General features: G+C 58.5%; 18 protein-coding genes. 7 read left to right on the top strand and 11 right to left on the bottom strand.

The annotated features are described in order from the left end of the window. Positions 1–4: 4 nt before the first annotated feature. The 6 genes from ACR0BK_RS10275 to ACR0BK_RS10250 are packed head-to-tail and all read right to left on the bottom strand — an operon-like array spanning position 5 to position 6,011. Positions 5–760, bottom strand: coding sequence for a polysaccharide deacetylase family protein (locus ACR0BK_RS10275; protein ID WP_480554560.1), 756 nt, complete (start codon positions 758–760; stop codon positions 5–7). Then, positions 757–1,899, bottom strand: coding sequence for a glycosyltransferase family protein (locus tag ACR0BK_RS10270; protein WP_480554558.1), 1,143 nt, complete (start codon positions 1,897–1,899; stop codon positions 757–759). The genes ACR0BK_RS10275 and ACR0BK_RS10270 overlap by 4 nt, the downstream gene beginning before the upstream one ends. Then, positions 1,896–2,480: a histidine phosphatase family protein gene (locus tag ACR0BK_RS10265; protein WP_480473826.1), complete on the bottom strand. Its 585-nt coding sequence runs from the start codon at positions 2,478–2,480 to the stop codon at positions 1,896–1,898. Before ACR0BK_RS10265 ends, ACR0BK_RS10270 begins: the two co-directional genes overlap by 4 nt. Further along, on the bottom strand, positions 2,477–3,553 hold the full coding sequence (locus ACR0BK_RS10260) for a glycosyltransferase family 4 protein (RefSeq protein WP_480554557.1): 1,077 nt from the start codon (positions 3,551–3,553) through the stop codon (positions 2,477–2,479). The genes ACR0BK_RS10265 and ACR0BK_RS10260 overlap by 4 nt, the downstream gene beginning before the upstream one ends. Beyond that, positions 3,553–4,800 carry a glycosyltransferase family 4 protein gene (locus ACR0BK_RS10255; protein ID WP_480554556.1) on the bottom strand — a complete coding sequence of 416 codons (1,248 nt, stop codon included), beginning with the start codon at positions 4,798–4,800 and terminating at the stop codon, positions 3,553–3,555. Before ACR0BK_RS10255 ends, ACR0BK_RS10260 begins: the two co-directional genes overlap by 1 nt. Beyond that, positions 4,797–6,011, bottom strand: a complete 1,215-nt coding sequence (locus ACR0BK_RS10250) for a glycosyltransferase family protein (protein ID WP_480554555.1) — start codon at positions 6,009–6,011, stop codon at positions 4,797–4,799. Before ACR0BK_RS10250 ends, ACR0BK_RS10255 begins: the two co-directional genes overlap by 4 nt. A gap of 391 nt (positions 6,012–6,402) precedes the next feature. Between ACR0BK_RS10250 and ACR0BK_RS10245 the strand changes: the two genes are divergently transcribed. Continuing rightward, the gene (locus tag ACR0BK_RS10245) at positions 6,403–8,784 is read left to right on the top strand and encodes a mechanosensitive ion channel domain-containing protein (RefSeq protein ID WP_480473822.1); all 2,382 of its coding nucleotides are present in this window, start codon (positions 6,403–6,405) and stop codon (positions 8,782–8,784) included. Positions 8,785–8,841: 57 nt separating this feature from the next. On the opposite strand, the gene ACR0BK_RS10240 is transcribed toward ACR0BK_RS10245, so the two are convergent. The 5 genes from ACR0BK_RS10240 to ACR0BK_RS10220 are packed head-to-tail and all read right to left on the bottom strand — an operon-like array spanning position 8,842 to position 16,066. Then, complete coding sequence (locus ACR0BK_RS10240) at positions 8,842–10,197, bottom strand: CoA transferase (protein WP_480554554.1); 1,356 nt, start codon at positions 10,195–10,197, stop codon at positions 8,842–8,844. Continuing rightward, positions 10,194–11,348 (bottom strand): ABC transporter permease, encoded by a 1,155-nt coding sequence (locus tag ACR0BK_RS10235; RefSeq protein ID WP_480518687.1) that lies wholly within the window; start codon positions 11,346–11,348, stop codon positions 10,194–10,196. The genes ACR0BK_RS10240 and ACR0BK_RS10235 overlap by 4 nt, the downstream gene beginning before the upstream one ends. Next, positions 11,345–12,373 carry an ABC transporter permease gene (locus ACR0BK_RS10230; protein WP_480473819.1) on the bottom strand — a complete coding sequence of 343 codons (1,029 nt, stop codon included), beginning with the start codon at positions 12,371–12,373 and terminating at the stop codon, positions 11,345–11,347. The genes ACR0BK_RS10235 and ACR0BK_RS10230 overlap by 4 nt, the downstream gene beginning before the upstream one ends. Positions 12,374–12,387: 14 nt before the next feature. Next, on the bottom strand, positions 12,388–14,301 hold the full coding sequence (locus tag ACR0BK_RS10225) for an ABC transporter substrate-binding protein (RefSeq protein ID WP_480554553.1): 1,914 nt from the start codon (positions 14,299–14,301) through the stop codon (positions 12,388–12,390). After that, the gene (locus ACR0BK_RS10220) at positions 14,294–16,066 is read right to left on the bottom strand and encodes an ABC transporter ATP-binding protein (RefSeq protein ID WP_480554552.1); all 1,773 of its coding nucleotides are present in this window, start codon (positions 16,064–16,066) and stop codon (positions 14,294–14,296) included. Before ACR0BK_RS10220 ends, ACR0BK_RS10225 begins: the two co-directional genes overlap by 8 nt. A 233-nt stretch (positions 16,067–16,299) precedes the next feature. On the opposite strand from ACR0BK_RS10220, the gene ACR0BK_RS10215 reads away from it, so the two are divergent. The 6 genes from ACR0BK_RS10215 (at position 16,300) to ACR0BK_RS10190 (ending at position 23,476) form a co-directional block, all read left to right on the top strand. Next, positions 16,300–16,797: a class I SAM-dependent methyltransferase gene (locus tag ACR0BK_RS10215; protein ID WP_480554551.1), complete on the top strand. Its 498-nt coding sequence runs from the start codon at positions 16,300–16,302 to the stop codon at positions 16,795–16,797. A gap of 19 nt (positions 16,798–16,816) precedes the next feature. Further along, the gene (locus tag ACR0BK_RS10210; protein WP_480554549.1) at positions 16,817–17,446 is read left to right on the top strand and encodes a glutathione S-transferase family protein; all 630 of its coding nucleotides are present in this window, start codon (positions 16,817–16,819) and stop codon (positions 17,444–17,446) included. A 110-nt stretch (positions 17,447–17,556) separates the two neighbouring features. Further along, the gene (locus ACR0BK_RS10205; protein ID WP_480554547.1) at positions 17,557–19,959 is read left to right on the top strand and encodes a GcvT family protein; all 2,403 of its coding nucleotides are present in this window, start codon (positions 17,557–17,559) and stop codon (positions 19,957–19,959) included. Between the two features lie 2 nt (positions 19,960–19,961). Continuing rightward, positions 19,962–21,500, top strand: a complete 1,539-nt coding sequence (locus ACR0BK_RS10200; RefSeq protein ID WP_480554546.1) for a trimethylamine methyltransferase family protein — start codon at positions 19,962–19,964, stop codon at positions 21,498–21,500. After that, on the top strand, positions 21,501–22,175 hold the full coding sequence (locus ACR0BK_RS10195) for a TetR/AcrR family transcriptional regulator (protein WP_480473812.1): 675 nt from the start codon (positions 21,501–21,503) through the stop codon (positions 22,173–22,175). Then, positions 22,172–23,476 carry an NAD(P)/FAD-dependent oxidoreductase gene (locus ACR0BK_RS10190; protein ID WP_480518701.1) on the top strand — a complete coding sequence of 435 codons (1,305 nt, stop codon included), beginning with the start codon at positions 22,172–22,174 and terminating at the stop codon, positions 23,474–23,476. The genes ACR0BK_RS10195 and ACR0BK_RS10190 overlap by 4 nt, the downstream gene beginning before the upstream one ends. Positions 23,477–23,587 lie beyond the last annotated feature (111 nt).

The following is a 23,587-nucleotide window of genomic DNA, read 5'->3' as shown; positions in this document are numbered from 1 at the left end:
GTCCTCACTCGTTCTTTGGTGCGACCCAGGGTGTGGCAGGACCGTCCAGCAGATGTTTCAGCAACGCCTCGGTAAAGGCCCAGATGTCCTGATCATGGACCAGGTGATGGGTCAATACTCCAAAAGGCTCGGCGTTGTCTGCGCGGCCTTCGCGCCTGTCCCGCAGGAGGTTAACTGTCTGTGCGATCAGGCGGTCCGGAGAGATCAGACCGCATGAACCCCGCCAGTCAATCGGGTCAAGATGTGTGTTGACCTGCTCAAGCCCCGCTGCCGCCATTTTTGTTCTGCGGGGCGTTGCCGTTGAAAGAACGCGATACCCCAGCGATGGAAGATGTTCGATGACTTCTGGTGCAATGCGGTTCCACGGAGGGATAAACATCGGCCGCAGGGTGTTGCCGAACAAGGCGCCAAGGCGTGACAATCCTGCCGCGGCATCCGCGACAACCTGGTCCAACGGACGGTTGAGACGAAACTCGGCTTTCTTCTCACCGGCGGGCGCATGGTTCGTGTGGGACCAACCGTGGACCACAGGGATGAGAGTTTCGCCGTGCGCAACATAGTCGGCCAGCGCAGCGGTTGCCCCGTGCGGAATGACAGCCAGATGCACCGGCAGGCCTAACTGCGTGGCCAGATCGGACAGCCGGTCCAACTGTGGTGTCGGGTCGATCGCGTCATCGTCTCGCCACCACAACGGCAACGAAAGGCCCGCTGCATGCCAATGGGTCAGCTCGACCTCAAGTGGGTGCCAGTCCGGGTTCATTTACGCCGTTCCAGCAGGTGCTTGGCGATCTCCACGGTTTGGGCCGCGCCATCAAATCCGAAGTCCTGCTGCGCGCGGGGTCCATTTGAAATGACGCGCTCTACGGCCTGCGCCAACGCCTGCCCGCTCAGGGTTCGGCTGAGAAGCACCTCGATGGCTGGCAAACTCGACAGGCTTTGCCCACGCAGCCCCTGTTCAACCTCTTTGCCATCATCGAATGGGACAAAAACAGCGGGTGTTCCGCTTTGCAGAATATCCATGGCGGTGTTGTAGCCGCACATGCTGACCGATGCCGCCGCATGGGGCAGCATCTGGCGAAAATCGGGGCGCACAGGTTCCAGAATTGCCGAGGTTTCTTCAGCCAGTTGGGACAGCTCTGCGATCCTTGCCTTGGCATCCGTCCCGCCGATCAACAGGCGCCAGCGCCTGTTGGGCATCTGGCGGGCGGCCTCGATGGCCGCGCGAAAGATCGGTTGCCCCACAGAACCGCCGCCGGCGCTGACAAGGATTTCGCCCTGCCCAACGGACTGCGGATGCGGTGGAGGCAGTTCCGGCGCCACAAAGCCGGTATAATGCAGCCGTTCCGCCAATCGGTCCGACACCGGCCAACTGACCGAAAGCGGTGTGACACTTTCGGTCGAGTGAACAAGAATGCCGTCATAAAAGCGGGTGACGATATCTTCAGAACGCTGGGCCTTGGCAGGTTTGGATGGCGGGGCCAGAATATCGCGGATCGATCCCAGGATGACCGGAGGCTGAGGCAGGGCCCGTGCCGCATTCAGGGCCGCGTCGAATTCCGCTGCCAGCGACCGGCGGCCAAAGGGGAAAAGCTCGGTTATCAGGATTTGCGGCTGAAAGCTGTTTACCGCCTGCACCATGGCTGTCACGCGCGCGCGATGATAATCAGCATCGGCCTCGGCACCGCTTTCAGTCAGAAGCCGCGTGAAATTGGCTCCATCCGATCTGAGCGGTGGCAAACCGAACAGCGTTAGCCCGCTGCTGTCTAGTTGAGGCGCAGGCATCCCGCCCGAGACGACCATGACCTCGTGACCGTCATCCCGGAAGGCCCGGCCCAATGTCAGAGCCCGGCTCAGATGCCCTGTTCCCAACAGGTGCGTGACAACGATCATCACCTTCATGGAAGCCGCCCATGTTTGATCAAGCGAACAGGGTCCGGATCTGCGGTCATCGTATTCATATCGACGATATACAGCCGATTGCGCTTGATCTTGAAGGGGGCGGGACCATCAAAATCCCAACCCCACGCCTGGGCGAGAATGACCCGCATAATGCCAATATGGCAGACCGCGACTGTATCCTGCCGCAGCCCGGACACCCAGGGGTGCAGCCTGGTCCAGACCTCGGCAGGGCTTTCACCGTCAGGCGGGCAAAAATCCCAACTCCAGTCTTCGATATGGCGGTACCCGCTGGTTTCATCGGCGATCAGGTCGACGCCTCGAAGTCCTTCCCAGTCGCCCCAATTCATTTCTATCAGCGCGTCCGAGGTTTTCGGGGCGCGCCCAGACACGATGCGTGCCGTCTCGCTGGCGCGCAGCAAGGGGCTGGACCAGATATCGGCGGCGGCCCATGGATCAGGCAAGCGATACCCGGCCAGTTCAGACCGCGCGTCGTCATCCAGCGGAATATCACTTCGCCCCTGAATGCGCCCTGCGCGGTTCCAGTGGGTATGCCCGTGGCGAAGTAGTGCAAGACGGGTCATGATACATCCTTCAACAAGGGCCGTAGATGCGCCCACAACCGCGCGGTCGCCTGAGGTATAAGATGACGCCGGGCCACATAGCTGCGCGCATTCTCCCCAAGCGCGTGGCGCTGCGCGGTATCCTCGAGCAGGTTTTGCATGTGATCGGCAAGCCCTCTGGACCCAGCTTCAACCGGTGGGTAAACCGCAGGTGCCAGCACGTCCCGAACGCCGGGACGATCCTGTGCGACCACGGGCAGGCCTGTCGCCTGCGCCTCAAGATAGACCATACCATAGGCTTCGTTCACACCGGGCCAGACAAGCAGGGACGCCTGTCGGTAGATTTTCTGCAAGGCCGCCCGGTCGAGCTGGCCCAGAAAGTGCACCCGGCTTCCGAACGGCGCCATCAGGGTTTCGACTTCAGGCCGCGCCGGACCATCCCCTGCGATGTTCAGGTTCCAGTCACATGTCAGGTGCGAAAGGGCCTCGGCCAAAATCCGGTAGGACGCCAGCTTGTCCCCATGCCGCATCATTCCGACAGTCAGCATGGGGCCGTCCCCGGTCGTAGCCACAGGCAACCCGGTTTCAGGCAGAAATGGCGGCAATTCAACCAGTGCCTGCTTGCCAAAACGGTCCCGTTCCAACGTAATCAGGTCATTGGCTGTGTGGTAGAATATGATATCCGCTGCATCACACGCCTGATGCGCCGCTTGGGCAAAATCGGCCCACGGCCCGTTCAGCCTGCTTGATGCGCGCGTGCTTTCCAGTTGCACATATGGGATGCCGCGCGCCTGGCAGACCTTGGGGCCCAGCAAGTCGGGTGCTTTGTAGTAATTGTGATAAGTCACCCACAGATCTGTATCAAAGGGCAATTCGGCGCTCAGCCGCTGCGCTTCAATCTCAGCCGCGCGAACAAGGGTTCGCTGTAGGTCCCGGTCTCCGATCTTGTCGTAGATGCGCAGGTCCGAGGCCAGTTCGATCTTATCCCCTTGCGCCGCCAAGCCGAGCATAAGGTTTCGCGCCATTTCGCGGTCGCCCGAGGGTATCTGGCTGCCGGGGGATTTCATTGGCGCATAAAACGCGACCCGCGCCATTACGCGTCTTCCATGCTCAGGGTTTTCAACCGTGCCGACAGCCGTACAATACCGGGTTCCATTCGAAAATCTGCAATCAGGCGGTCATAGGCTGCACGCGCCATAGTTGCTGCCGTTTCCGGATCAGCGGCCAAAACTGAAATGGCCGAAGCCAATGCAGCCGGGTCGTCATCAGACAGCACGCCATGCGTTCCGGATTGGATGAATTCCGGGATGGCCGAAACCGGTGTCGACAGAATTGGCAACTGCTGCGATGCGGCCTCCATCAACACGTTCGGCAATCCATCCCGGTCCCCGTCCGCAGCAACACGGCTGGGCAAAACAAACAGGTCGGCCTTGCGCATGGCTTCGATCACCTCGGGCTGATCGCAGGCCCCCCTCCAGGTGATGCGGTCCACGATACCAGCAGCGCGCACCTGTTTGTGTAGTGAGTCCCCAAGACCCCCGCCGCCAATGTGGGTCCAATGCCAGTCCAGGTTTTCCGGCAGCAGCGTGAAGGCCGCAATAAGGCGGTCAAAGCCCTTCTTTTCAACCAGCCGCCCAACGGAAATCATGTGAAACGGATCGCCAGCGGCGCGTATCCTGCGCTTTGGCGGTTCGGGGAAGCGCGACAGGTCCAGGCCATGATAGATAAGGTCCACGCGGTTGGGGTCATCAGCGAGGCTGCGCAGGTGTTCCGCGCCGATTGCCGTGCAGGTGGCTCCGAAAGCGGCCCCATATGTTGCAGCCTGCAGCTTTTCACGCTTTTCCCAGTCCGGTGAGGTCCAGATATCCTTGGCATGGGCGGAAAAGCTCCATGGCAGACCGCGCATGATGGCCGCATATCGGGCGACGGACGAGGGGGTGTGCATGAAATGGGCATAGAGCCCCTGCGTCTGGGCGGGTAACTCGGCGGCCAGAACACATGCTTGCCCAAACCGGCGGATGCGGTTCGGCGTGGGATCGCGGCGCAGGTCGTGCCGCCAGATCTTGTAGGCCTCGGCATAGCCGGGCAGGTCTTGGGCGGCAGTGCGGGCCGCCCACACCCGCTGTGGCTCCTCATGCAGGTATTCCGGCAGATAGCGAACCTGCCCCAAGAATCGATCGTGCAAAGGGTGACGTTTGGTGTCGGTCGGACGGCGCAGAGACCAGATGTCAAATCGGTGCCCGGCTTCCTGCAAGGCAACAAGTTCCTGAGCGATAAATGTTTCGGACAGTCGCGGCCAGCCTTTGACCACAACCGCCAGATTGGGAGAGGCCGAGTTCATCCAGTGGCTCGTTTCTGTTCCCGTGTCAGCAGGCTGTCAATGCGGTCGGTGACATAGTCCAAACCGTCCAGCAATCCACTTTGGATGGCATGCGACGGCACAGATTGGTGCGGCAGATTGCGGATGGCACGGATCATTGCGTCGGGTGTCAGGCTGTCGCGTCGTTCGTCCAGCATCTTGACCAGCCCCAGCTCTTCCGCGCGTGAGGCCCTTATCCACTGTTCCAGACGAGGTGTGGTGCGTGGAACAATGACGGCCCGTTTGTCGAAGGACAAAACCTCGCAAAACGTGTTGTATCCACCCATGCAGACCACGCCTTCGGCCCCTGCAAACAGCGTTTCGATCTGCGATTCAAATCCAACCGCAGTTACGCGACCATTCAATGCGGCAACCCGTGCTTCGAAATCGTTGCGCAATTCACCCGACAGGAATGGGCCATAGACCAACACGGCACGCGGCGACAGGTCTGGGTCTTTCTCGTAGGCGGACAGCACAAGGTTGACCAGCGCCTTACCATCGCCACCGCCGCCGGGTGTGATCAGGATATAAGGTTGCTGAGGCGGTTCCCCGACCGGGCCGAGATCGCGGCGCAGATATCCCGTCCAGTGAATACGCGATCGCGCTGACGCGCTCAGCCGCAATCCTTGCGTCGGATCGTAGATCGACTGTGATCCGTAAACCCAGATCTCATGATAGAACCGCTCGGTCGCTTCGATGGCTTCTTTGCGTGCCCATTCGGCGGCCAGCACTTCGGGTTCGTCCAGCACATCACGCAGGCCCAGAACCAGTTTCGTACCGCAATGGCGTTCGAGATATCTCAGTGTTGGCAACAGCTCACCCCGGAACCCTGTCGGTTCCTTGTCGACCACCAACACGTCTGGGTCGAACTGCTGAACCGCGGTCTGGATCAATCCCGCACGCAATTCGGTTACTTCGTCGATCCCCATTCCGATTGTGCGCGCGGCATACGAGCCGTCCGCACGCTTGGTCACACCGGGCAGGCGCACATGGTCAACCCGGCGCGGAAAAGTGAAACGGCCTGCCACGGGTGAACCCGTCAGGATCAGCGCCGAGGCGCTTGGGTCCGCCTGCGTGATTGCCGCAGCCAAGGCGCGGGACCGGCGCAAATGCCCCAGACCGAACGTGTCATGGCTGTAAAACAGGATACGCGGCGCGCGGTCCGGTTTAGAATTGGTTGTGCCAAGGCTCATAGTGTTGCCCGTCTTCTTGATCCCAGAGCGAAATCCGCGCGTTCGCTAGCGTTACCGTATATTTCAATGCCACGCTTGCCAAAGGCGGATTTGCGCATTTGCAAATGTTTCAAGCATTGCGATTTGGCAACAGCGTTTTGACAACTTCGCGGCATATCGCACCACAGCTAGAGAAGATCGCATAAGGATCCCGATGAAGGCAATCGGGTCGGACCTGAAACTTTTGCCCGGTCATATTCAATTATGGCAAGATTGAAAACACCTGCGAGCATCAGAGTGCGCCAAGAACACGTCCAAACACGATATTGAGACGGAGTGATGCGAGTGTTTGAACTGCCTGAAACGCTTCTGTAATCTGGCCAATATCGGCAAAAACTGGATGCAAGACCCAATGCGAAATAACTTTCCGGCCGTATTTTTTTTGGCGTTGTGGGCCATTTTCCTGAGTGTTCCCACTGGTGCATTGGCGCAGACGTCCTTGATTCCCGGATATTCTTCCGGGTCGGGCAGTTCGTCCGGGACCGACAAGGAAAGTGATTTGGCCGCTGCAATCCGTGCTGCCAGCGATGCAGGCGCGAGTGTCATTGTCATCGACAGTGCCGGTCAGGTTGTGACAACGGCAGGTGGAAAGGATGCAGGTTCGGGGGGCGCGGACAGCGATTCGAGCAACCCGATGGGTGACGGTTCGCAGCTGATGAAGGCGCAAGAGCGGTTCTCGAAATTCCGCGAGTCGATGAATTCCCGTCTCGAGGCGCTGCCCTATTCTATTTTTGAAGTACAGTACATCCTGCGCCAGACCAGCCCAGATGGCCGTATCCAGACCTATGTCGAGGTGTTGGGCTGGAATATCCTGTTCCTGTTACTTGGGCGGTGGCTGTCGATCGAGATTTACGGGAAACGGTTCGCGCGCCGCTGGGTGGTGGCGCGGATCAAGGACGAACCACAGGGTTATCGGGAAAAGATGCCGTTCCTGCTGTTCCGGTTCCTGATGGGGATCGGTGCTACGGTCTTTGCAATGATCATGGCTTTGATCGTCGGGTATCTGATCTTTGGCGAGGCCGAGGATATCTCGGTCCAGTTCACGATCACCGCCATCTTTACGGCTTTTTTCCTGTCGCGCACGGTGTCGGACCTGTGGCGCATGGTCCTGTCGCCTTATCTGAGCCAATATCGATTACCGCCCTTTTCGGACAAGAATGCGCGCAGGCTGTACATCTGGGCGTCCGTGCTGGCGACCTATGATATTTCGGTCGTCCTGTTTTCCACCTGGGTCGCTGATTTTGGGCTGAACTACAACGTCTACGCCATGGTGTATGGCGGTCTGACGATGCTGGGCGCGCTGGGTAATATTCTGATGATCCTATTCAACGCCCGTGCCATCTCGAACGCGATCCGGGGTGGGCGGGCATCCGAACAGGTGTCTTGGCTGCTGCGGTTTGTGTCATTTGGCTGGGCGCCGGCATTGATCATCTATGTCGTGTTCAGCTGGTTCCGTCTGGCTGTTGATCTGGCGCTGGAGCATCCGACACCGCTGCCGTTGATTGCAAGCAGCTATCTGATCTTCATGTCCGTGGTCGTGGCCTATGGTGCAATGAACTACCTGCTGGAGCGGTATTTTGACCGCTCGCGCATGATTAGCGAAATAAACGGGGAAGCCGAGGCAGCGGATGAAGGCGTCATGGCGGCGGATATACCCGAGGCTGAACAGCCGAAGCAGCATCTTCTGACTTATGAAGACCTGGCCCGCCGGGTAGCCGGAATTCTGGCTTTCGTGCTCGGGGCTTATGCGCTTGTCGTGATATGGTACCCGAACGCGGACTGGAGCGAGGATCTGCCGGTAGAACGTGCGCTGGATGTGATGGTCGTCCTGTTTATCGGGTACATCCTGTTTCATTTCTTTCGGATCTGGATCGACAGCAAGATCGCTGAAGAATCCGACGATGGCACCGAGGTTGAACTGGGCGACGAAGGCGGGGAAGGCGGGCAAAGCCGTCTGGCAACGTTGTTGCCACTTTTCCGGGGCGCAATTCTGGCTGTTGTCGTGGTCACGATCGTACTAATTGTCCTGATGGAACTGGGTATCAATGTCAGCCCGTTGTTTGCGGGTGCCGGTGTGGTTGGTCTGGCCGTGGGTTTCGGGTCGCAAACGCTGGTGCGCGACATTTTTTCCGGCGCATTCTTCCTGCTGGATGATGCGTTCCGGAAAGGGGAATATATCGACATTGGGGATGTGAAAGGGACGGTCGAGAAAATCTCGGTCAGGTCCATGCAACTGCGTCACCATCTGGGTGCGCTGAACACCATTCCCTTTGGCGAGATCAAAGTGCTGACCAACTATTCGCGCGATTGGGTGATCATGAAGCTGCCGCTGCGCGTGACCTATGACACCGATGTCGAGAAGGTTCGCAAGTTGATCAAGAAATTGGGTCAGGAACTGTTGGCCGATCCCGTAATCGGAGACAATTTCATCCAACCGCTGAAGTCACAGGGCGTGATCGAGATGCAGGATTCAGCGATGATCATCCGGGTCAAGTTCATGACGAAACCCGGCGACCAGTGGCTGGTTCGCAAAAAGGTCTATCAGGACATTCGCGAGCTGTTCGCGCGAGAGGGGATCAAGTTTGCGCATCGCGAGGTCACTGTAAGATTGGCAGATGGCAAAGAGGCGGAAGACCTGACACCAAAACAGCGTGAGGCTGTGACAGGGGCTGTTCAGGCCGCAATTGACGAGGACTATCTGGACGATATCGGGCCGGATGGCGACGACCGGTAGAGAGTCCCGCCGCCGCTTTGTGTTGAGTCTCGGATGAGGTGCCCCGAAAGCGTGAGGTCAGTTGGAAACGAAGGGCCAGACCGGGTCAGATGTGCCCAGTTTCGACGCCGGTAAATCCCATTGCAGCACAGTTTCACCGAGGCTTAGCGCTGGTTTGAGGCGGTGCCCCGGTCCCCAGCCCGAGGCTTCTGTTGAAGGGGAGTAATCCGTGGGCATCGGGCGAATGGGCTCAGCCTCGACGTCGTCTTTGCCGAGAATCGCCAAAAGCTCGGCGGTGCGGGCAAGGGAAAGATGCGCATGCATGATGGAATTGCCCGACGCGGCCTCGGCCAATGCGGAAAGGACGGCGGCGGCCATCAGGTAGCCGGTTGCGTGGTCCAAAGCCTGAACCGGCAATGGCGTTGGTTTGTCTGCGTCAGCCCAACCCATGCCCGTATGCGCAATTCCCGCGCTCATCTGCACAAGGCTGTCAAAGCCGCGCCGGTTCGACCAGGGGCCTTGCCAGCCATAGGCATTCAGCGTCACCTCGACCCTGTTCGGTGCCAGCTCATCGCGCTTGGCGCGGGTCAGGCCAAGCGCGTCCAAAGCGCCGGGCCGGTACCCGTGCACGAATACATCGGCCTGGGACAAAAGCTCTTGCAGCCGTTCCATTCCATTGATCGATTTCAGATCGAGATAGGAGCAGTGTTTGCCTAGTGAAATGTCAGGGATCACACCGGGCTCGTCCCAAGCGGGCGGATCGATCCGCAAAACCTCGGCCCCGAAACCGGCCAATGTGCGGGTCGATACCGGACCCGCCAGAACGCGTGTCAGGTCAAGAACCCGCAGCCCGGCAAGAGGTCTTGCAGAAGTTGCTTGCGGCCTCTCGCGCAGCTTGACGTACCGCGGGCTTTGCCAACCAATCAGCGGGTCGCGCGATACAGCGCGGCCCTGCGGATGTTCAAGCCATTCGGTCCGGCTGCGCATAGCAGCGGCCACGCCGCCTTCGGCCACAATATCGGTTTCCAAATCGGATATGGCCCGGGTTCTGACGGCTTTTGCCACAGCTTCACGCTCTGGCAGCGTTCCAAGAACCTTCATCGCTGCCGCGCGATGGCGCGGCAGGTTGGTGTGCAACCTGATCCACCCATAAGAAGCCCTGTAATCCCCCGCGACCGAATCCCAAAGGTTCGGCATTTCCCAGCCATCAGGCTTGAAGGAATAGCCGAACCACAAGGATGCCAGCCGATGGTCGACGACGATCTCGGGTGCTTTCTGGGTCAGGTTCAGCGCCTGCATAAAGCGGGACATCTCTTGCCCAACGGCTGCAAAGCTGGCCGTCGCCAGTTCGGAAACGGCAAAAGCACTTGGCAGAGCGCCTGTGCCGACCCTGCGATATCGGTCGGCAGCCGGAAGGGTGGCAAGAAGGCTCATTGCTGATAAGGATCCAGGCTGTCGCGCAACCCGTCACCCAGGAAGTTGAAGGCCAGTACGATCACGATGATCGGCAGCATCGGGATTGCCGTCCAGGGATAGATCTCGATCGACGCGAGGTTTTGCGCGTCATTCAGCATCACTCCCCAGCTTACCGCTGGTGCACGAAGGCCCAGGCCAAGAAAGCTGAGCGCGGTTTCCCCAAGGATCATTGCCGGGATCGACAGGGTGGCAGATGCAATCAAATGAGACATGAAATTCGGCAACAAGTGCTTGCGGATCACCCGGCCCGAGCTTGCGCCCATCATTTCTGCGGCCCGCACGTATTCTTCCTCGCGCAGGGACAGGAACTTGGCACGGACCGAACGCGCCAGCCCGGGCCAGTCGAGGATACCGAGGATGATCGAAATGATGAAGAATACGGCAACCGGGCTCCAATTCGAAGGCACGGCGGCAGACAGTGCCAGCCACAGCGGCAATTCCGGCAGCGAGCGCAGGATTTCGATGACCCGGTTGATGACCCAGTCGATGCGCCCACCGAAATAACCCGCCATCGAACCGAACAGAATACCCAGAAAGAACGACACCGAAATACCGATCAGACCCACGGTCAGCGACAACTGCGCGCCATAGAGGATGCGGCTGAAGATATCGCGCCCCAACCTGTCGGAACCCCACAGGAACAAAGTGGCACCATCCGGCGCGCAGAAAAGATGCGTATCTGTCTTGATAAGACCTGCAAGTCGATATTCGGACCCTTCACAGAAGAACCGGATCGGGCGCGGGTCATCAGTGTCAGGGACGAACTTCCACTGGAAGGTTTCCAGATCCGCCTCGGCGACGATTGGAAAAACATGGGGGCCGATAAAAGCGCCGTCGTAAAACCAGTTCACGGATTGTGGTGGCGCGTACAGATGCTCTCCGTTCCGGTCATTCGGGCCATACGGCGCGATGAAACCGGCAAACGGCAGCATCAGGTAGCACAGCAGCAGGAAGATGCCCGAGATCAGGCCCAGCTTATGTGTGCGGAACTTGCGCCAGACCAACACCCAGTTGGGGGCATCCAGATCGGCGCGTTCCAGTTGCTGTATCGACGCCTGCGGATCAAAAGGCGCGTCATCGACGTAGCGATTGTCAGGACGTTCGGTCATGCTTCGCGGCCCTCATACCGTATGCGGGGATCCAGCATCACCAGCAGAATATCCGAGATCATCGTGCCGATAAGCGTCAGCAGCGCGACAAACATCAGGATAAACGCGGACAGGAATTGATCCTGCGTTTTCAGTGCTGTCAGCAAAGTCGGCCCGATGGTTTGCAAGCCCAGAACGACTGAAACCAGAACCGATCCTGACACCATTGATGGCAGAAGGTTACCGATGTCCGCAACGAACGGGTTGAATGCCACGCGCAACGGATATTTTGTTAGCATCCGCGACGGGGCCATGCCCTTGGCAATGGCCGTTTCCACATAGGGCTTCCCCAGTTCGTCGAGCATATTTGCCCGCAGGCGCTGCATCATCGCCGATGCGCCCGAGGTTCCGATGACAAAAGTCGGAACGATCAGGTGGATGAGAATGGATTTCATCTTGTCCCAACTCAGCGGCTGACCTTCGAATTGGGGGTCCATCAGACCGCCGATAGGCAGGTTGAAATACCGATGCCCGTAGTAGAACAAGATCAGGGCCAGCAGGAAGTTTGGGGTCGCCAGCCCCAGATAACCCACAAAGGCCGAGGTATAATCAATCCACGTCCGTGATCGCGCCGCAGCAATAACACCCAGGGGAAGGGCAACGGCATATACAAACAGGATCGCGGCAAGGTTGACGACGACCGTCAACCAAAGCGTGTCGCCTACAATCTCCGATACAGGCCGGTCGAACTCAAAGGACCAGCCGTAATTGCCTTGGATCAGACCTGAAAATCCGTGTGGTCCCGGCCAGAAGCCTATCCAGATCAGGTACTGTTCCCACATAGGGCGATCCAGAGCGTACTCGGCGCGCAGAAACTCGGCCTTGGCGACACCCGCTGACTGGCCCGAGGCCTGAAGCTCGGCAATCTGGTTGCTCAGGTAATCACCGGGCGGCAGGTTGATGATTATGAAGATCAGGACCGAGACCACCAACAATGTCAGCAGCATCGTGAAAAAGCGATACACCGCATAGCGCAGCATGACCATTTAGCTGCTCCTGCTTAGTCGGCGAAAAAGAACTCGTCCGGGCGGTGAACGCCGAAATGCGCACCGGGCTCCCATGCCCACATGGCCTGTTCCGGCACATTGCGCAGACGGTTCGACACGACAATGGGTTGGGGTGCTCCGTTCAGGATACCAATGGCATAAAGCTGATCGGCGTGGATTTTAAGCATTTCCGTCCAGATTTCCTTGCGTTCGTAGTCCGTTGTGGCGACCTCCCAGTTATGGGCCAGTTGCATCAGACGTTCTGCCTCGGGCATGTCGGGGGCTTCCCCGGCTTCACCACCTGTCTGGTAGAACTGGCCCCATTTTGGCCAGGCTAGGAATACCTGATCGGTGGGCGCCAGATAGGTTGGAGACGTGTGTGCCTGCGGGATGCCGTCATCCCATCCATACCAGACCGATGCCATCGAGTTGCCGGCAAACACCCGGTTGCGCAGGATATCGCGATCCAATGGGCGCATGACCAGCTTGACCCCGATCTCACGCCAGGTGTCGGTGACGATTTGCAAGGCGTTTTCAACCTCTTGCCGCTCACCAGCAGTTTCGATCACCAGTTCCATAGGACGGCCATCCGGTAACAGACGGACACCGTTCTTGTCGCGCTCGGTCAGGCCGACCTCATCCAGCAACGCATTGGCCTGGCCGACATCGTAACTGGCCCAGGCGGTGGCATTCCTTTCATCGTAAAAGGGCGAGGCAGGCAGAACCGACATTGCACCGGGGTGCGCAAGCTTGAAATACAAAGCCTGGTTGATTGTCTCGCGGTCGATGGCAAGGGAAAGGGCGCGCCGCACACGGACGTCACGCAACACTTCGCGCCAGGCGTCATCCTCGAAATTGAGGTTCGGATAGATCGCGATTTGCGATGCAACGCCGGTTTTCCACAGTAGTGTCTTGTAGCCGCCTTGCGCCTCGCCTTTTTTCAGGATGGAAGCGTCGCGGAAATCCAGGCCCCGACCTTGCAGGTCGCTTTCCCCTGCATTGGTTTTGGCGGCAACCAGACCGGGGGCAACGATCTCCATCTCGACCACATCGATATAGGGCAGCTGAACCCCTTTGCTGTCGATACGGTGGTAATAGGGGTTACGTACGAAATTGTGGCGGATTTTCTTGCCGGAACTTGCGTTCAGCCACGGTTGCAACGTGGGCAATTCGTGATTGTCGAACTTGTACAGGTTGTCGAGCTTGTTGTGCAGCGCGGCCCAGCTTTTGACGCGGGCATCGTCGACCAGAAAGGCAAGTTCCTCGGGGTCGGCATATTTCTCGTGATATCGTTTCAGGAACGCTGCGGGACGATAGATAAAGGGCGGTCTTGCCTGAGCCAGCGATTGTAGAAAACCCGGGTTAGGGTTCTCCCATTCGAAAATCACAGTGGTTTCATCCGGGAAGGTAACGGTGGGTGATTTGCCTTCGACTATCAGAAAATCCGGCGGGCCTGACGGGCTGAGCAATTTGTTGTTGGCAACGTCTTCCCACCAATAGCGGAAATCTTCCGACGTAAACGGAGAGCCGTCGGACCATTTGTGCCCTTCGCGCAGTTTCAGGGTGAACTTGCGGCCGTCTTCGTTTTCAAACGACGCCAGCAAATCGGGGATAATCTCGTAGTTCTGGTCGAAACCGACCAGCCGGGCATAGCCATAGACAACCATCTGGCGGATATCTTTGGAGCGCGTGATCATGGTGCGCAGGGTGCCGCCCTGTTTGCCAAACTCGCGCCCCTTTGCTGCCAGATCGACAATCAGCGGGTCCTTGGGCAGGCGCTCTTGAACGGGAGGAAGATTGCCCGCTTCTACTTCCGCGTTCCAGAACGCGCTTTCCTGCGGCGTCGGGATCGTCTCGGCCGTGGCGGGCAGCATCCCGATGAACGCCAGCGAAGCGGCCAGGATCAGGGGGCGAGTGGTCTTAAACATGGCAACGTACCTTATGGCCCGGTTCCAATTCCACCAATGAGGGTATCACGGTGTCCGAGAAACGAAAGGCTTCATCCCAACTGTCCGGCGCGCCGGCGCCCAAGGAAACCACTTGCAGGTCGATCGGGCGATTGATGTCGGGTTCGGGTTGAGCGGCAATCAGCGCTTTGGTGTAGGGGTGGCGCGGATTGTAGAAAAGAGTTTCGGGTGGTGCTTGCTCGACGATCAGGCCTCGACGCATCACGGCAACTTCGTCGGCGATCCGTGCAACAACGGCCAGATCGTGCGAGATGAACAGATAGGACAGATTCAGGCTGTCCTGTAGATTTTCCAACAGGGTCAGAATCTGCCCCTGTACCGATACATCCAGCGCCGAGGTGGGTTCGTCACACACGATGAGCTGCGGGTCGAGCATCATGGCGCGTGCTATCGACAGACGTTGCCGCTGCCCCCCCGAAAAGGCGTGTGGATAGCGTTTCAGCATGTCGGCTGTCAGGCCGACGCGCTGCAACATCTCGGCGGCCTTGTCGCGCTGCTCGGCGGTTGTTCCGATGCGGTGAATTTCCAGCGGCTCAGTCATCGCGTCCTGAATGCGCATCCGCGGGCTGAGCGAGCTATAGGGATCCTGAAACACCATCTGCGCATTGCGCTGAAACGCCGTGCGCTGGGCGCGGGTCATGTTGTGCACCGTGACGGGATCGGCATTCGGCGCGGTGCGAAACAGGACTTCTCCGCCGGGATCGGGCAGTTCCGCACCCAACGCGATCCGCGCGGCTGTCGTTTTACCTGATCCGCTTTCACCGACAATGGCCAGCGTCTTGCCACGTGCAAGATTCAGATCGACCCCTTTGCACGCATAGATTTCCTTGTCGGCCTGCCACCCTTTGCTGGACCGCATCGTGTAGGTCTTTGAGACGCCCTTCATCTGAAGGATCAGATCGTCGTCCGGCATCGGTATGCCCACAGCAGCCTGATCTGGAATTTCCGGCGCAGCATCAAACAGTTGTTTGGTATATGGATGCGCCGGGGAGGTCAGGATTGGTGCGGCCGGGCCAGCCTCCATGATGCGGCCCTTGTGCATGACCACAACCTGTTCGGCCATGTTGGCAACCACGCCCAGATCATGGGTCACCAGAATAAGCGCCATGCCAGTCTCGCGCTGCAATTCCTTGATCAGCCCCAGAACCTGAGCCTGAGTGGTCACATCCAGCGCGGTGGTTGGCTCGTCCGCGATCAGCAACTCGGGTTTGGATACCATGGCCATCGCAATCATGGCGCGTTGGCGCATTCCGCCCGACAGCTCGAACGGGTAGGAGTCATAGGCGCGCTGCGGATCTGGAAAGCCCACGCGCTCGAACTGCGTCAGGACCTTTTTGCGCGCCTCAGACTCGGAAAGCCCGCGATGCAGCCACAGGACTTCACTGACCTGATTCCCAATCTTGTGCAGAGGTGACAGTGATCGCATTGGTTCCTGAAAGATCATCGAAACGCGATTGCCACGAATGCCGCGCATTTCCCGTTCGGTGACCGCTGTCAGGTTACATGTGCCCTTGGAATCATTCAAAGTTATCGTGCCGCTGCGTATCTGGGCCGTTCGCGGCAGAATCCGCAAGACGGTCCGGCACGTGATGGTTTTTCCCGATCCCGATTCACCGACCAGCGCCAAGGTTTCCCCTGGTTTGACATCAAAGTTCACATCCGCGACCACGGAACTTCCCGCACCAAAGCCGATGCTGAGGTCTCTGACAGACAACAACGCTCTCATGCAGGTTTTCCAACCGTTTGGCCGCTTGGTGACATCGGTCGTTTCAACTCCCCGTGATTTTTTCGTCAGTGTCGCGCGGTTCCGCCTGTCTAGTCAAACCCGTTCTTGGGCTGAAATGTCGCGAAAATGTGAAACTTTGGGCTTCGTCGCTACACAAAGTCTTGAGAATTTGTCATCTAAGGCGGCGTCGGGGGCACCTATGCTTTCGATTGGTATCAAGGAGATATTTGCCAGTGTCCGAGAATCAAAGCCGTCTGGACTTGTTTATCGATCGTATGGTGTCGCAGCGCGCCTGCCTGGATCACGCGATTGCGCAAACGGCAGGCATGGCTGGCCCGGTGTTTGAACTGGGTCTGGGCAATGGGCGCACCTATCATCATCTTGTGCAGCATATCGATGGACGCCCTGTCTTTGTGTTCGAACGCGCGGTGGCTTCGCACCCTGATTCAACCCCGCCCGAGGATCGGGTGATCTTGGGGGATGTGCGCGAGACGCTGCCAGCGGCGGTCGACAGGTTTGGACCGACAGCAAGCCTGATCCATGCAGATCTTGGGGGGCATAATCGCGAAAAGAACGACATCTTTGCGCGGCTTGTTTCCCCGTTGATCGAGCCATTGCTGGCACCGGGTGGATTAATGGTATCAAGCGACCGGATGTATTTCGAGCGGCTGGAGGAAATGCCGTTGCCCGATTGTGCCGTCGAAGGGCGCTGTTTCATCTATCGGCGCTGATCAGAGAGAAGGGCCCCGCATGATATTCTACGATTGCTCTACGGCCCCAAACCCGCGCCGTGCCCGCATGTTCATCGCGGAAAAAGGGTTGGACATCGAAACGCACGAAATCTCGATTGCTGAGGGTGCGCAGTTGAGCGCGGAGTTTCGTGCGGTGAACCCCCGGGCCACAATCCCGGTTCTGGTTACGGATGACGGAGCAGTCTTGACCGAAAATCTTGGCATTGCCGCGTATCTTGAAGCGCGTTTCCCCGAACCGCCCTTGATGGGCCGTACCGCTGATGAAAAAGGGTTGGTCCTGATGTGGAACGCAATTGCCGAGCAGCAGGGCGGTGCGCCCATCGCTGAGGCTTTGCGCAACAGCCATCCGGCGTTCAAAGACCGTGCTATTCCCGGCCCGGTTAACCATGCGCAGATCCCCGAACTGGCGCAGCGTGGGCGCGAGCGGTTTGCGTCGTTTTTCGAGCTGCTGGAGGCGCGGCTGATGCAAAGCGCGTATGTCGCTGGCGATGTATTCACTCTGGCGGATATATCCACTTTTGTTTTTGTCGATTTCGCGCGCGTCATAAAGATGCGGATACCGGACGGCAATACGAACACGCAGGTCTGGTTTGAAAGCGTGAAAGCCCGCCCAAGCGCGCAGCTTTAGGTTTGCAAAGCAATAGGTAGAGTTCTCTCATTCCGCACTGTACAGAAATGTCTAGACAGAACTGAACAGTGCTACTAGCGTCTTCCAAGATTCTGTTCAGGGAGGTCGGGATGAAATCCCAATATCGCGTAGTGGTCATTGGTGGGGGCGTCGTTGGTGCCTCGGTTCTGTATCATCTGGCCAAATTCGGCTGGTCGGATGTGGTCATGCTGGAAAGGCGGCGGCTGGCTTCGGGATCGTCATGGCACGCGGCGGGCGGCATCCATGCCCTGAACGCGGATCCAAACATGGCCTCGTTGCAGGCCTACACAATCGACCTGCTGAGTGAGATCGAAAAAGAATCGGGCCAGAATATCGGTTTGCATATGACCGGTGGCCTGACTTTGGCCGGTACGCCTGAACGCTGGGAGTGGTTGCAGGCCAATTACCGCATCTTCCAGTCCATCGGTATTGACGACTGCGAGTTGCTGACCCCGCAAGAGGCACAGAGACGCTGCCCGATCATGTCAACCGACGGTGTTTTGGGCGCGATGTGGGCGGATCGCGAGGGGTATATCGATACAACAGGTACTGTTCAGGCTTATGCTACTGCGGCCAGGAAACGTGGTGCCGAATATTATGAGGAAACCAAGGTCGAGGAATTGATCCAAACGGCGGATGGCTGGCAGGTGGTGACCGATAAGGGCACGATCACCTGTGAACATGTGGTCAACGCGGCCGGACTCTGGGCCAAGCAGGTTGGGCGTATGGCCGGGATAGAGCTGCCAGTTTCACCGTTGAAGCACCACTATCTGATCACAGACACGGTGCCCGAAGTCGCGCAGGCAGATTTCGAGATGCCGATGACTGTGGACCTCGAAGGATTCACCTATATGCGGCAGGACCAGAAGGGCGTTCTGGTGGGGATCTACGAGGTCGATCACGAACACTGGGCGATGGATGGCGCGCCGTGGAACTATGGCGAGGAACTGTTTCAGGAACAGCTTGACCGGATCGAGAACGAGCTGACATTGGGCTTTGAGCGGTATCCGTCGATCCAGAACGTGGGCATCAAGACATGGGTCAATGGTGCGTTCACGTTCTCGCCGGATGGTAACCCGCTGGTTGGTCCGGTTCCGGGTAAACGAGGGTATTGGACGGCCTGTGCGGTCATGGCAGGGTTCCTGCAAGGTGGTGGCGTTGGGAAAACACTGGCCGAATGGATGATCCATGGCGAGCCCGAAGCCGATGCCTGGCCGATGGATGTGGCGCGCTATGGGGAATTCGCACAGAACAAGCGGTATATCCGTGAAACCACTGGCCAGTTCTATTCGCGCCGCTTCGTGATGACCTACCCGAACGAACAATTGCCTGCGGGTCGCCCGTTAAAGATGGCTCCGGCGCATGACGCGATGACTGAGGCCGGATGCAAATGGGGCGTCAGCTGGGATCTGGAGGTGCCGCTGTATTTCGCACCCAAAGGGTTCGAGGAAACGCCGACGCTCAAACGTTCGAACGCGCACGACATCGTGGCGGCTGAATGCAGAACCATCCGTGAGGGCGTGAGCCTGATGGATATCACGGGCTTTTCCCGCTTTGAGGTTTCCGGTCCCAATGCCAAAGCGTGGCTGGATAACGTTATGGCTTCGAAACTGCCCGCGCCGGGTCGTGCCAAACTGGCGCCGATGCTGGGCGAAGACGGGCGGCTCAAAGGCGATCTGACCGTGTTGAACTGGGGCGATGGCACCTGGTGGATCATGGGCAGCTATTACCTGCGCGCCTGGCATATGCGATGGTTCAACGATCATATGATGGATGGGGTCACCGTCCGCGACCTGGGAGAGGAGTATTGCGGGTTTGCCGTGGTCGGACCGAAATCGCAGGCGGTGGTCGAGAAACTGGCCGAACAGGATATCTCAAACCTGAAATTCATGGGCTGCGGTGATTTCGACATCGGCCTGGTCCGTGCCCGCGTGGCCCGCATGTCGGTGACCGGCGAAAAAGGGTATGAAATCAACTGTCGCTATGGCGATCACATCAAGCTGCGCCGCATTTTACTGGAAGAGGGTTCAGAAGAGGGAATCCGCGAGTGCGGTTTCAATGCGATGCTGTCAACGCGGCTTGAGAAAAGCTTTGGCATCTGGTCGGCAGAGTTCACGCAGGCTTACACACCCGGCATGACCGGCATGGATCGCTGGATCGACTGGGACAAGGAGTTCATCGGCAAGAAGGCCGCTTTGGCCGAACGGGATGGCAATGGCCCGGCGCAGGTACAGGTAACACTGGAAATCGATGCGTTGGACGCCGATGCCAGCGGGTATGAGCCGGTCTGGGCCAATGGCGAACGCGTGGGTTTTGTGACTTCAGGCGGTTATGGGCACCACATCGGCAAGTCGTTGGCGATGGCCTTGATTGACCGTGACAAGGTGGACCCGGGTACGGAACTGTCTGTCCATGTGGTGGGTGTGGAATGTCCGGCGCGAGTAATTGCGCCGTCGCCCTACGACCCTCAGGGCAAAGCGATGCGGGGCTGATCATGGCCGCTCCGGACCGACGACGCCGAAGGCGAGGGGGCGAGGCTGCCCCGCAGCCCAGCCGCGACGTGAACTATCGCCAGCTTAGGAACCCTTTCCCTTTGATGGAGGTGTTCCCGGCTGACCAGATCGCGGACATGCACGAGACAGCGTTGCGTACGCTCGAGGAGTTGGGTGTAAAGACCCTGCTTCCCGAGGCACGCAAGCTGTTCAAGCAAGGTGGCGCGCGCGTGGATGAAGACAGTGAAATGGTCTTTATCGGGCGCGAGATGGTTGAGGCTGCAGTTGCCTCGGCCCCCAAATCTGTCGCTTGTAGCGCCGGTTCGCGGCATCGTGATTTCACTCTGGAACTGGGTTCGCTGGTGTTTCAACCGGGGGCAGGCGCGCCGAACGCAACCGATCTGGAACGTGGCCGTCGCCCGGCGACAGGTCAGGATTATCTGGAGTTTCTGAAGCTCACCCATCATTTCGATGTGTTCCAGATGATCTCGCCTCAGGTTGAACCTCAGGATGTACCGACGCATCTGCGCCACTACTTCACGACACAGGCACAGATGGAACTGACCGACAAGTTCCCGTTCTTCTTCTCGCGCGGTACGCCGCAGGTCATGGATTGCTTTGAGATGCTGTCCACGGCGCGAGGTCTGTCGGATGATGAGTTCCGGGGCAACGCGCATTGTTACACGATCATCAACACAAACAGCCCGCGCACGTTGGACATTCCCATGGCGCAAGGCCTGATCGACTTCGCGCGCCACGGTCAGATGTCGATCATCACACCGTTCACCCTGATGGGGGCGATGGCGCCGATCACCGTGGCCGGGGCAATCACCCTGTCCCATGCCGAGACGCTGGCCGCGCTGACCTTGGCGCAGCTGGCCAGACCGGGCGCTCCGGTGTGTTACGGCACGTTCACCAGCAATGTGGACATGAAATCCGGTGCACCTGCATTCGGGACGCCCTCGCATTTTCAGGCATCACTGGCCGCAGGCCAACTGGCGCGTCACCTTGGCCTGCCCTGGCGGTCGGCGGCAGGGTCAGCGTCAAACAGCAACGACGTGCAAGCGGCGAATGAGAACCAGTTTGGCCTTTGGGGTTGCCTGATGGCCGGGGCGACTGTGATCATTCATTCCGCGGGCTGGCTGGAAGGAGGGTTGACCGTATCCTTCGAAAAGCTGGTCTGCGATGCCGAGGTGCTGAACATGGTGGCCGAGCTTTGCGCGGGCGCGCAGGCGGGGTCCGCCGAGATTGGCTTTGATACCGCTTTAAGTGAGGTCGCGCCTGGCGGTCATTTCTTTGCCTGCCCCCAGACGATGGAGCGCTACATCACCGAGTTCTATCAACCGCATGTCCATGACTACGCCAATTTCGGCACATGGACCGAACGCGGTTCAACAGATGCCAACCAACGTGCAACGGGGGTTTGGCAGGGTATCCTGAACGATTTCAAGGCCCCTGCCTTAGACAATGATCGTTTTGGTGCCTTGCAGGACTTTATCGCACGTCGCACCGCAGAGGGCGGGGCGCCACCGGAGAGTTGAATGAACAACAAACCTATCCTTCACCGCGATGATCCCGAGGCCGAGCCCCTGATCGGCAATGTCAAGGTCACCCGCGACGACTGGCTGAACGTGGCGATGGACGTGCTGATTTCGGACGGGGTGGACCAGATCAAGGTTCTTAACTTGGCCGAGCGGATGGCCGTGTCACGTTCATCCTTCTACTGGTACTTCAAGTCCAGACAGGAACTTTTGGATGCACTGCTGGCGCGGTGGCAGGCGACCAATACGGTTGCGCTTGTAAAACAGGCAGAAGCGCCGGCCGAAACGATAACGGGCGCGGTCTGCAATGTGCATCGTTGTGTCGTCAACACGGACTTGTTTGACACCGCATTGGATTTTGCCGTGCGCGACTGGGCGCGTAAATCGGGCAAAGTACGCCGTGCGCTGGACCAGTCAGACACACGGCGGCTTGAAGCTTTGCACGCGATGTTCGCCAGATACGGCTATTCCGAGATCGAGTCCGAAACACGTGCGCGCGTGCTGTATTACATGCAGATCGGATATGATCTGGCACAATTGAACGAACCCTTCGAGACGCGGATCTCGATGGTGCCGCATTACCTATACGCCTTTACGGGCGTTGAACCGAAACCCGAAGAAGTTGAAGAATTCAGCGCATATTCCCGGCGCTACTGGAAAGGAGACCCGACATGAGTCAACCAGACGCAATCATCATTGGCACAGGTGTGATCGGCGCGGCCATCGCGTTCGAAATGTCCAAGGCGGGCTGGAAAACCCTGTCTCTGGATCGCAACGCACAGGTTGGGCACGGTTCAACCGCCGGGTCCTGCGCGATCATCCGGATGCATTATTCCACCTTCGACGGAACGGCGTTTGCCTGGGAAGGCTATCATTACTGGCGCGACTGGGCTGACTATCTTGGACTGCCAGAGGGGGCCAATCTGGCTCAGTTCAGGGAAACCGGCTGCCTGGTCATGAAGACCGAGGCGAACGGGATGCTGGAAAAGCACATGCGCAATTCATCAGAACTGGATTGCCCGTTCGAAGAATGGTCGGGGGAAAAAGTGGTTGAACGCCTGCCGGTTTATTCGTTGGACAGCTTTGCCCCGGCGCGCCGCATGGATGACCCGGAATTCGGCCAGCCCAACGGGCGAAAGATGACGGGTGGAGTGTACTGGCCGCAGGCGGGATATGTCACCGACCCGGCCTTGTCGGCGCAAAACCTGATGGATGCTGCCAAACAGCACGGGGCCGAGGTCCGCACCAGTGCCGAAGTTATCGAGATCCTGACCGAAGATGGTCGCGTTTCCGGAGTCAAGCTGGCCTCGGGCGAAGAAATCCGCGCAAGGGTTGTCGTGAACGTGGCCGGGCCGGGCTCGGCTATCATCAATGGGATGGCAGGCGTTCTGGGCGACATGACCATCAAAACCCGCCCCCTGCGGCAAGAGGTCGTGCATGTCCCTGCCCCGGAGGGGTTCGACTTTGAAAACGACGGAACCATCGTCTCGGACAGCGACATCGCCTGCTATTGCCGCCCGGAACACGGCAATCACATCCTTGTGGGATCTGAGGACCCGGAATGCGATCCGCATCAATGGTGCGAGGATGATGTCACCTATAACCGAGAGTTCACGGACCAATGGACCACACAGGCCATGCGATACGCGCAGCGTGTACCCAGCCTTGGTATTCCATCAAAAACGCGGGGCGTGGTTGACCTTTACGATGCCTCTACTGACTGGATTCCGATCTATGACAAATCCAGCTTGCCGGGGTTTTACATGGCCTGCGGGTCCAGCGGGAACCAGTATAAGAATGCACCGATTGCGGGTAAAATGATGGCGGCACTGATCGCGTATTGCGAAGGCGGGGCGGATCACGACGCGGAACCGTTGCAATTCGAACTGCCTTATATCAAACGGATCATCGACGTGGGCTTTTACTCACGCAAGCGCCCGATCAATGAGGAAAGCAGCTTTTCGGTTCTGGGCTAGTCGGGTTTTTGCAACAATCAAAGTCGAGCGGGGCAGGTTTACAGCTTACCTCGCTATGACCGACCGAAGGATCGGCGCATAGCTTCCAGGCTGCGAAACGGACAGTATACC

The organism is Ruegeria sp. AF1 (assembly GCF_056542125.1).
Note: the sequence above shows the minus strand (reverse complement) of the source record. Positions and strands in the feature narration are given on the sequence as shown.

Coding starts and splice junctions, on each gene's coding strand:
- ACR0BK_RS10275 (WP_480554560.1), bottom strand. CDS start 760: ATGAACCCGGACTGGCACCCACTTGAGGTCGAGCTGACCCATTGGCAT.
- ACR0BK_RS10270 (WP_480554558.1), bottom strand. CDS start 1,899: ATGAAGGTGATGATCGTTGTCACGCACCTGTTGGGAACAGGGCATCTG.
- ACR0BK_RS10265 (WP_480473826.1), bottom strand. CDS start 2,480: ATGACCCGTCTTGCACTACTTCGCCACGGGCATACCCACTGGAACCGC.
- ACR0BK_RS10260 (WP_480554557.1), bottom strand. CDS start 3,553: ATGGCGCGGGTCGCGTTTTATGCGCCAATGAAATCCCCCGGCAGCCAG.
- ACR0BK_RS10255 (WP_480554556.1), bottom strand. CDS start 4,800: ATGAACTCGGCCTCTCCCAATCTGGCGGTTGTGGTCAAAGGCTGGCCG.
- ACR0BK_RS10250 (WP_480554555.1), bottom strand. CDS start 6,011: ATGAGCCTTGGCACAACCAATTCTAAACCGGACCGCGCGCCGCGTATC.
- ACR0BK_RS10245 (WP_480473822.1), top strand. CDS start 6,403: ATGCGAAATAACTTTCCGGCCGTATTTTTTTTGGCGTTGTGGGCCATT.
- ACR0BK_RS10240 (WP_480554554.1), bottom strand. CDS start 10,197: ATGAGCCTTCTTGCCACCCTTCCGGCTGCCGACCGATATCGCAGGGTC.
- ACR0BK_RS10235 (WP_480518687.1), bottom strand. CDS start 11,348: ATGACCGAACGTCCTGACAATCGCTACGTCGATGACGCGCCTTTTGAT.
- ACR0BK_RS10230 (WP_480473819.1), bottom strand. CDS start 12,373: ATGGTCATGCTGCGCTATGCGGTGTATCGCTTTTTCACGATGCTGCTG.
- ACR0BK_RS10225 (WP_480554553.1), bottom strand. CDS start 14,301: ATGTTTAAGACCACTCGCCCCCTGATCCTGGCCGCTTCGCTGGCGTTC.
- ACR0BK_RS10220 (WP_480554552.1), bottom strand. CDS start 16,066: ATGAGAGCGTTGTTGTCTGTCAGAGACCTCAGCATCGGCTTTGGTGCG.
- ACR0BK_RS10210 (WP_480554549.1), top strand. CDS start 16,817: ATGATATTCTACGATTGCTCTACGGCCCCAAACCCGCGCCGTGCCCGC.
- ACR0BK_RS10205 (WP_480554547.1), top strand. CDS start 17,557: ATGAAATCCCAATATCGCGTAGTGGTCATTGGTGGGGGCGTCGTTGGT.
- ACR0BK_RS10200 (WP_480554546.1), top strand. CDS start 19,962: ATGGCCGCTCCGGACCGACGACGCCGAAGGCGAGGGGGCGAGGCTGCC.
- ACR0BK_RS10195 (WP_480473812.1), top strand. CDS start 21,501: ATGAACAACAAACCTATCCTTCACCGCGATGATCCCGAGGCCGAGCCC.
- ACR0BK_RS10190 (WP_480518701.1), top strand. CDS start 22,172: ATGAGTCAACCAGACGCAATCATCATTGGCACAGGTGTGATCGGCGCG.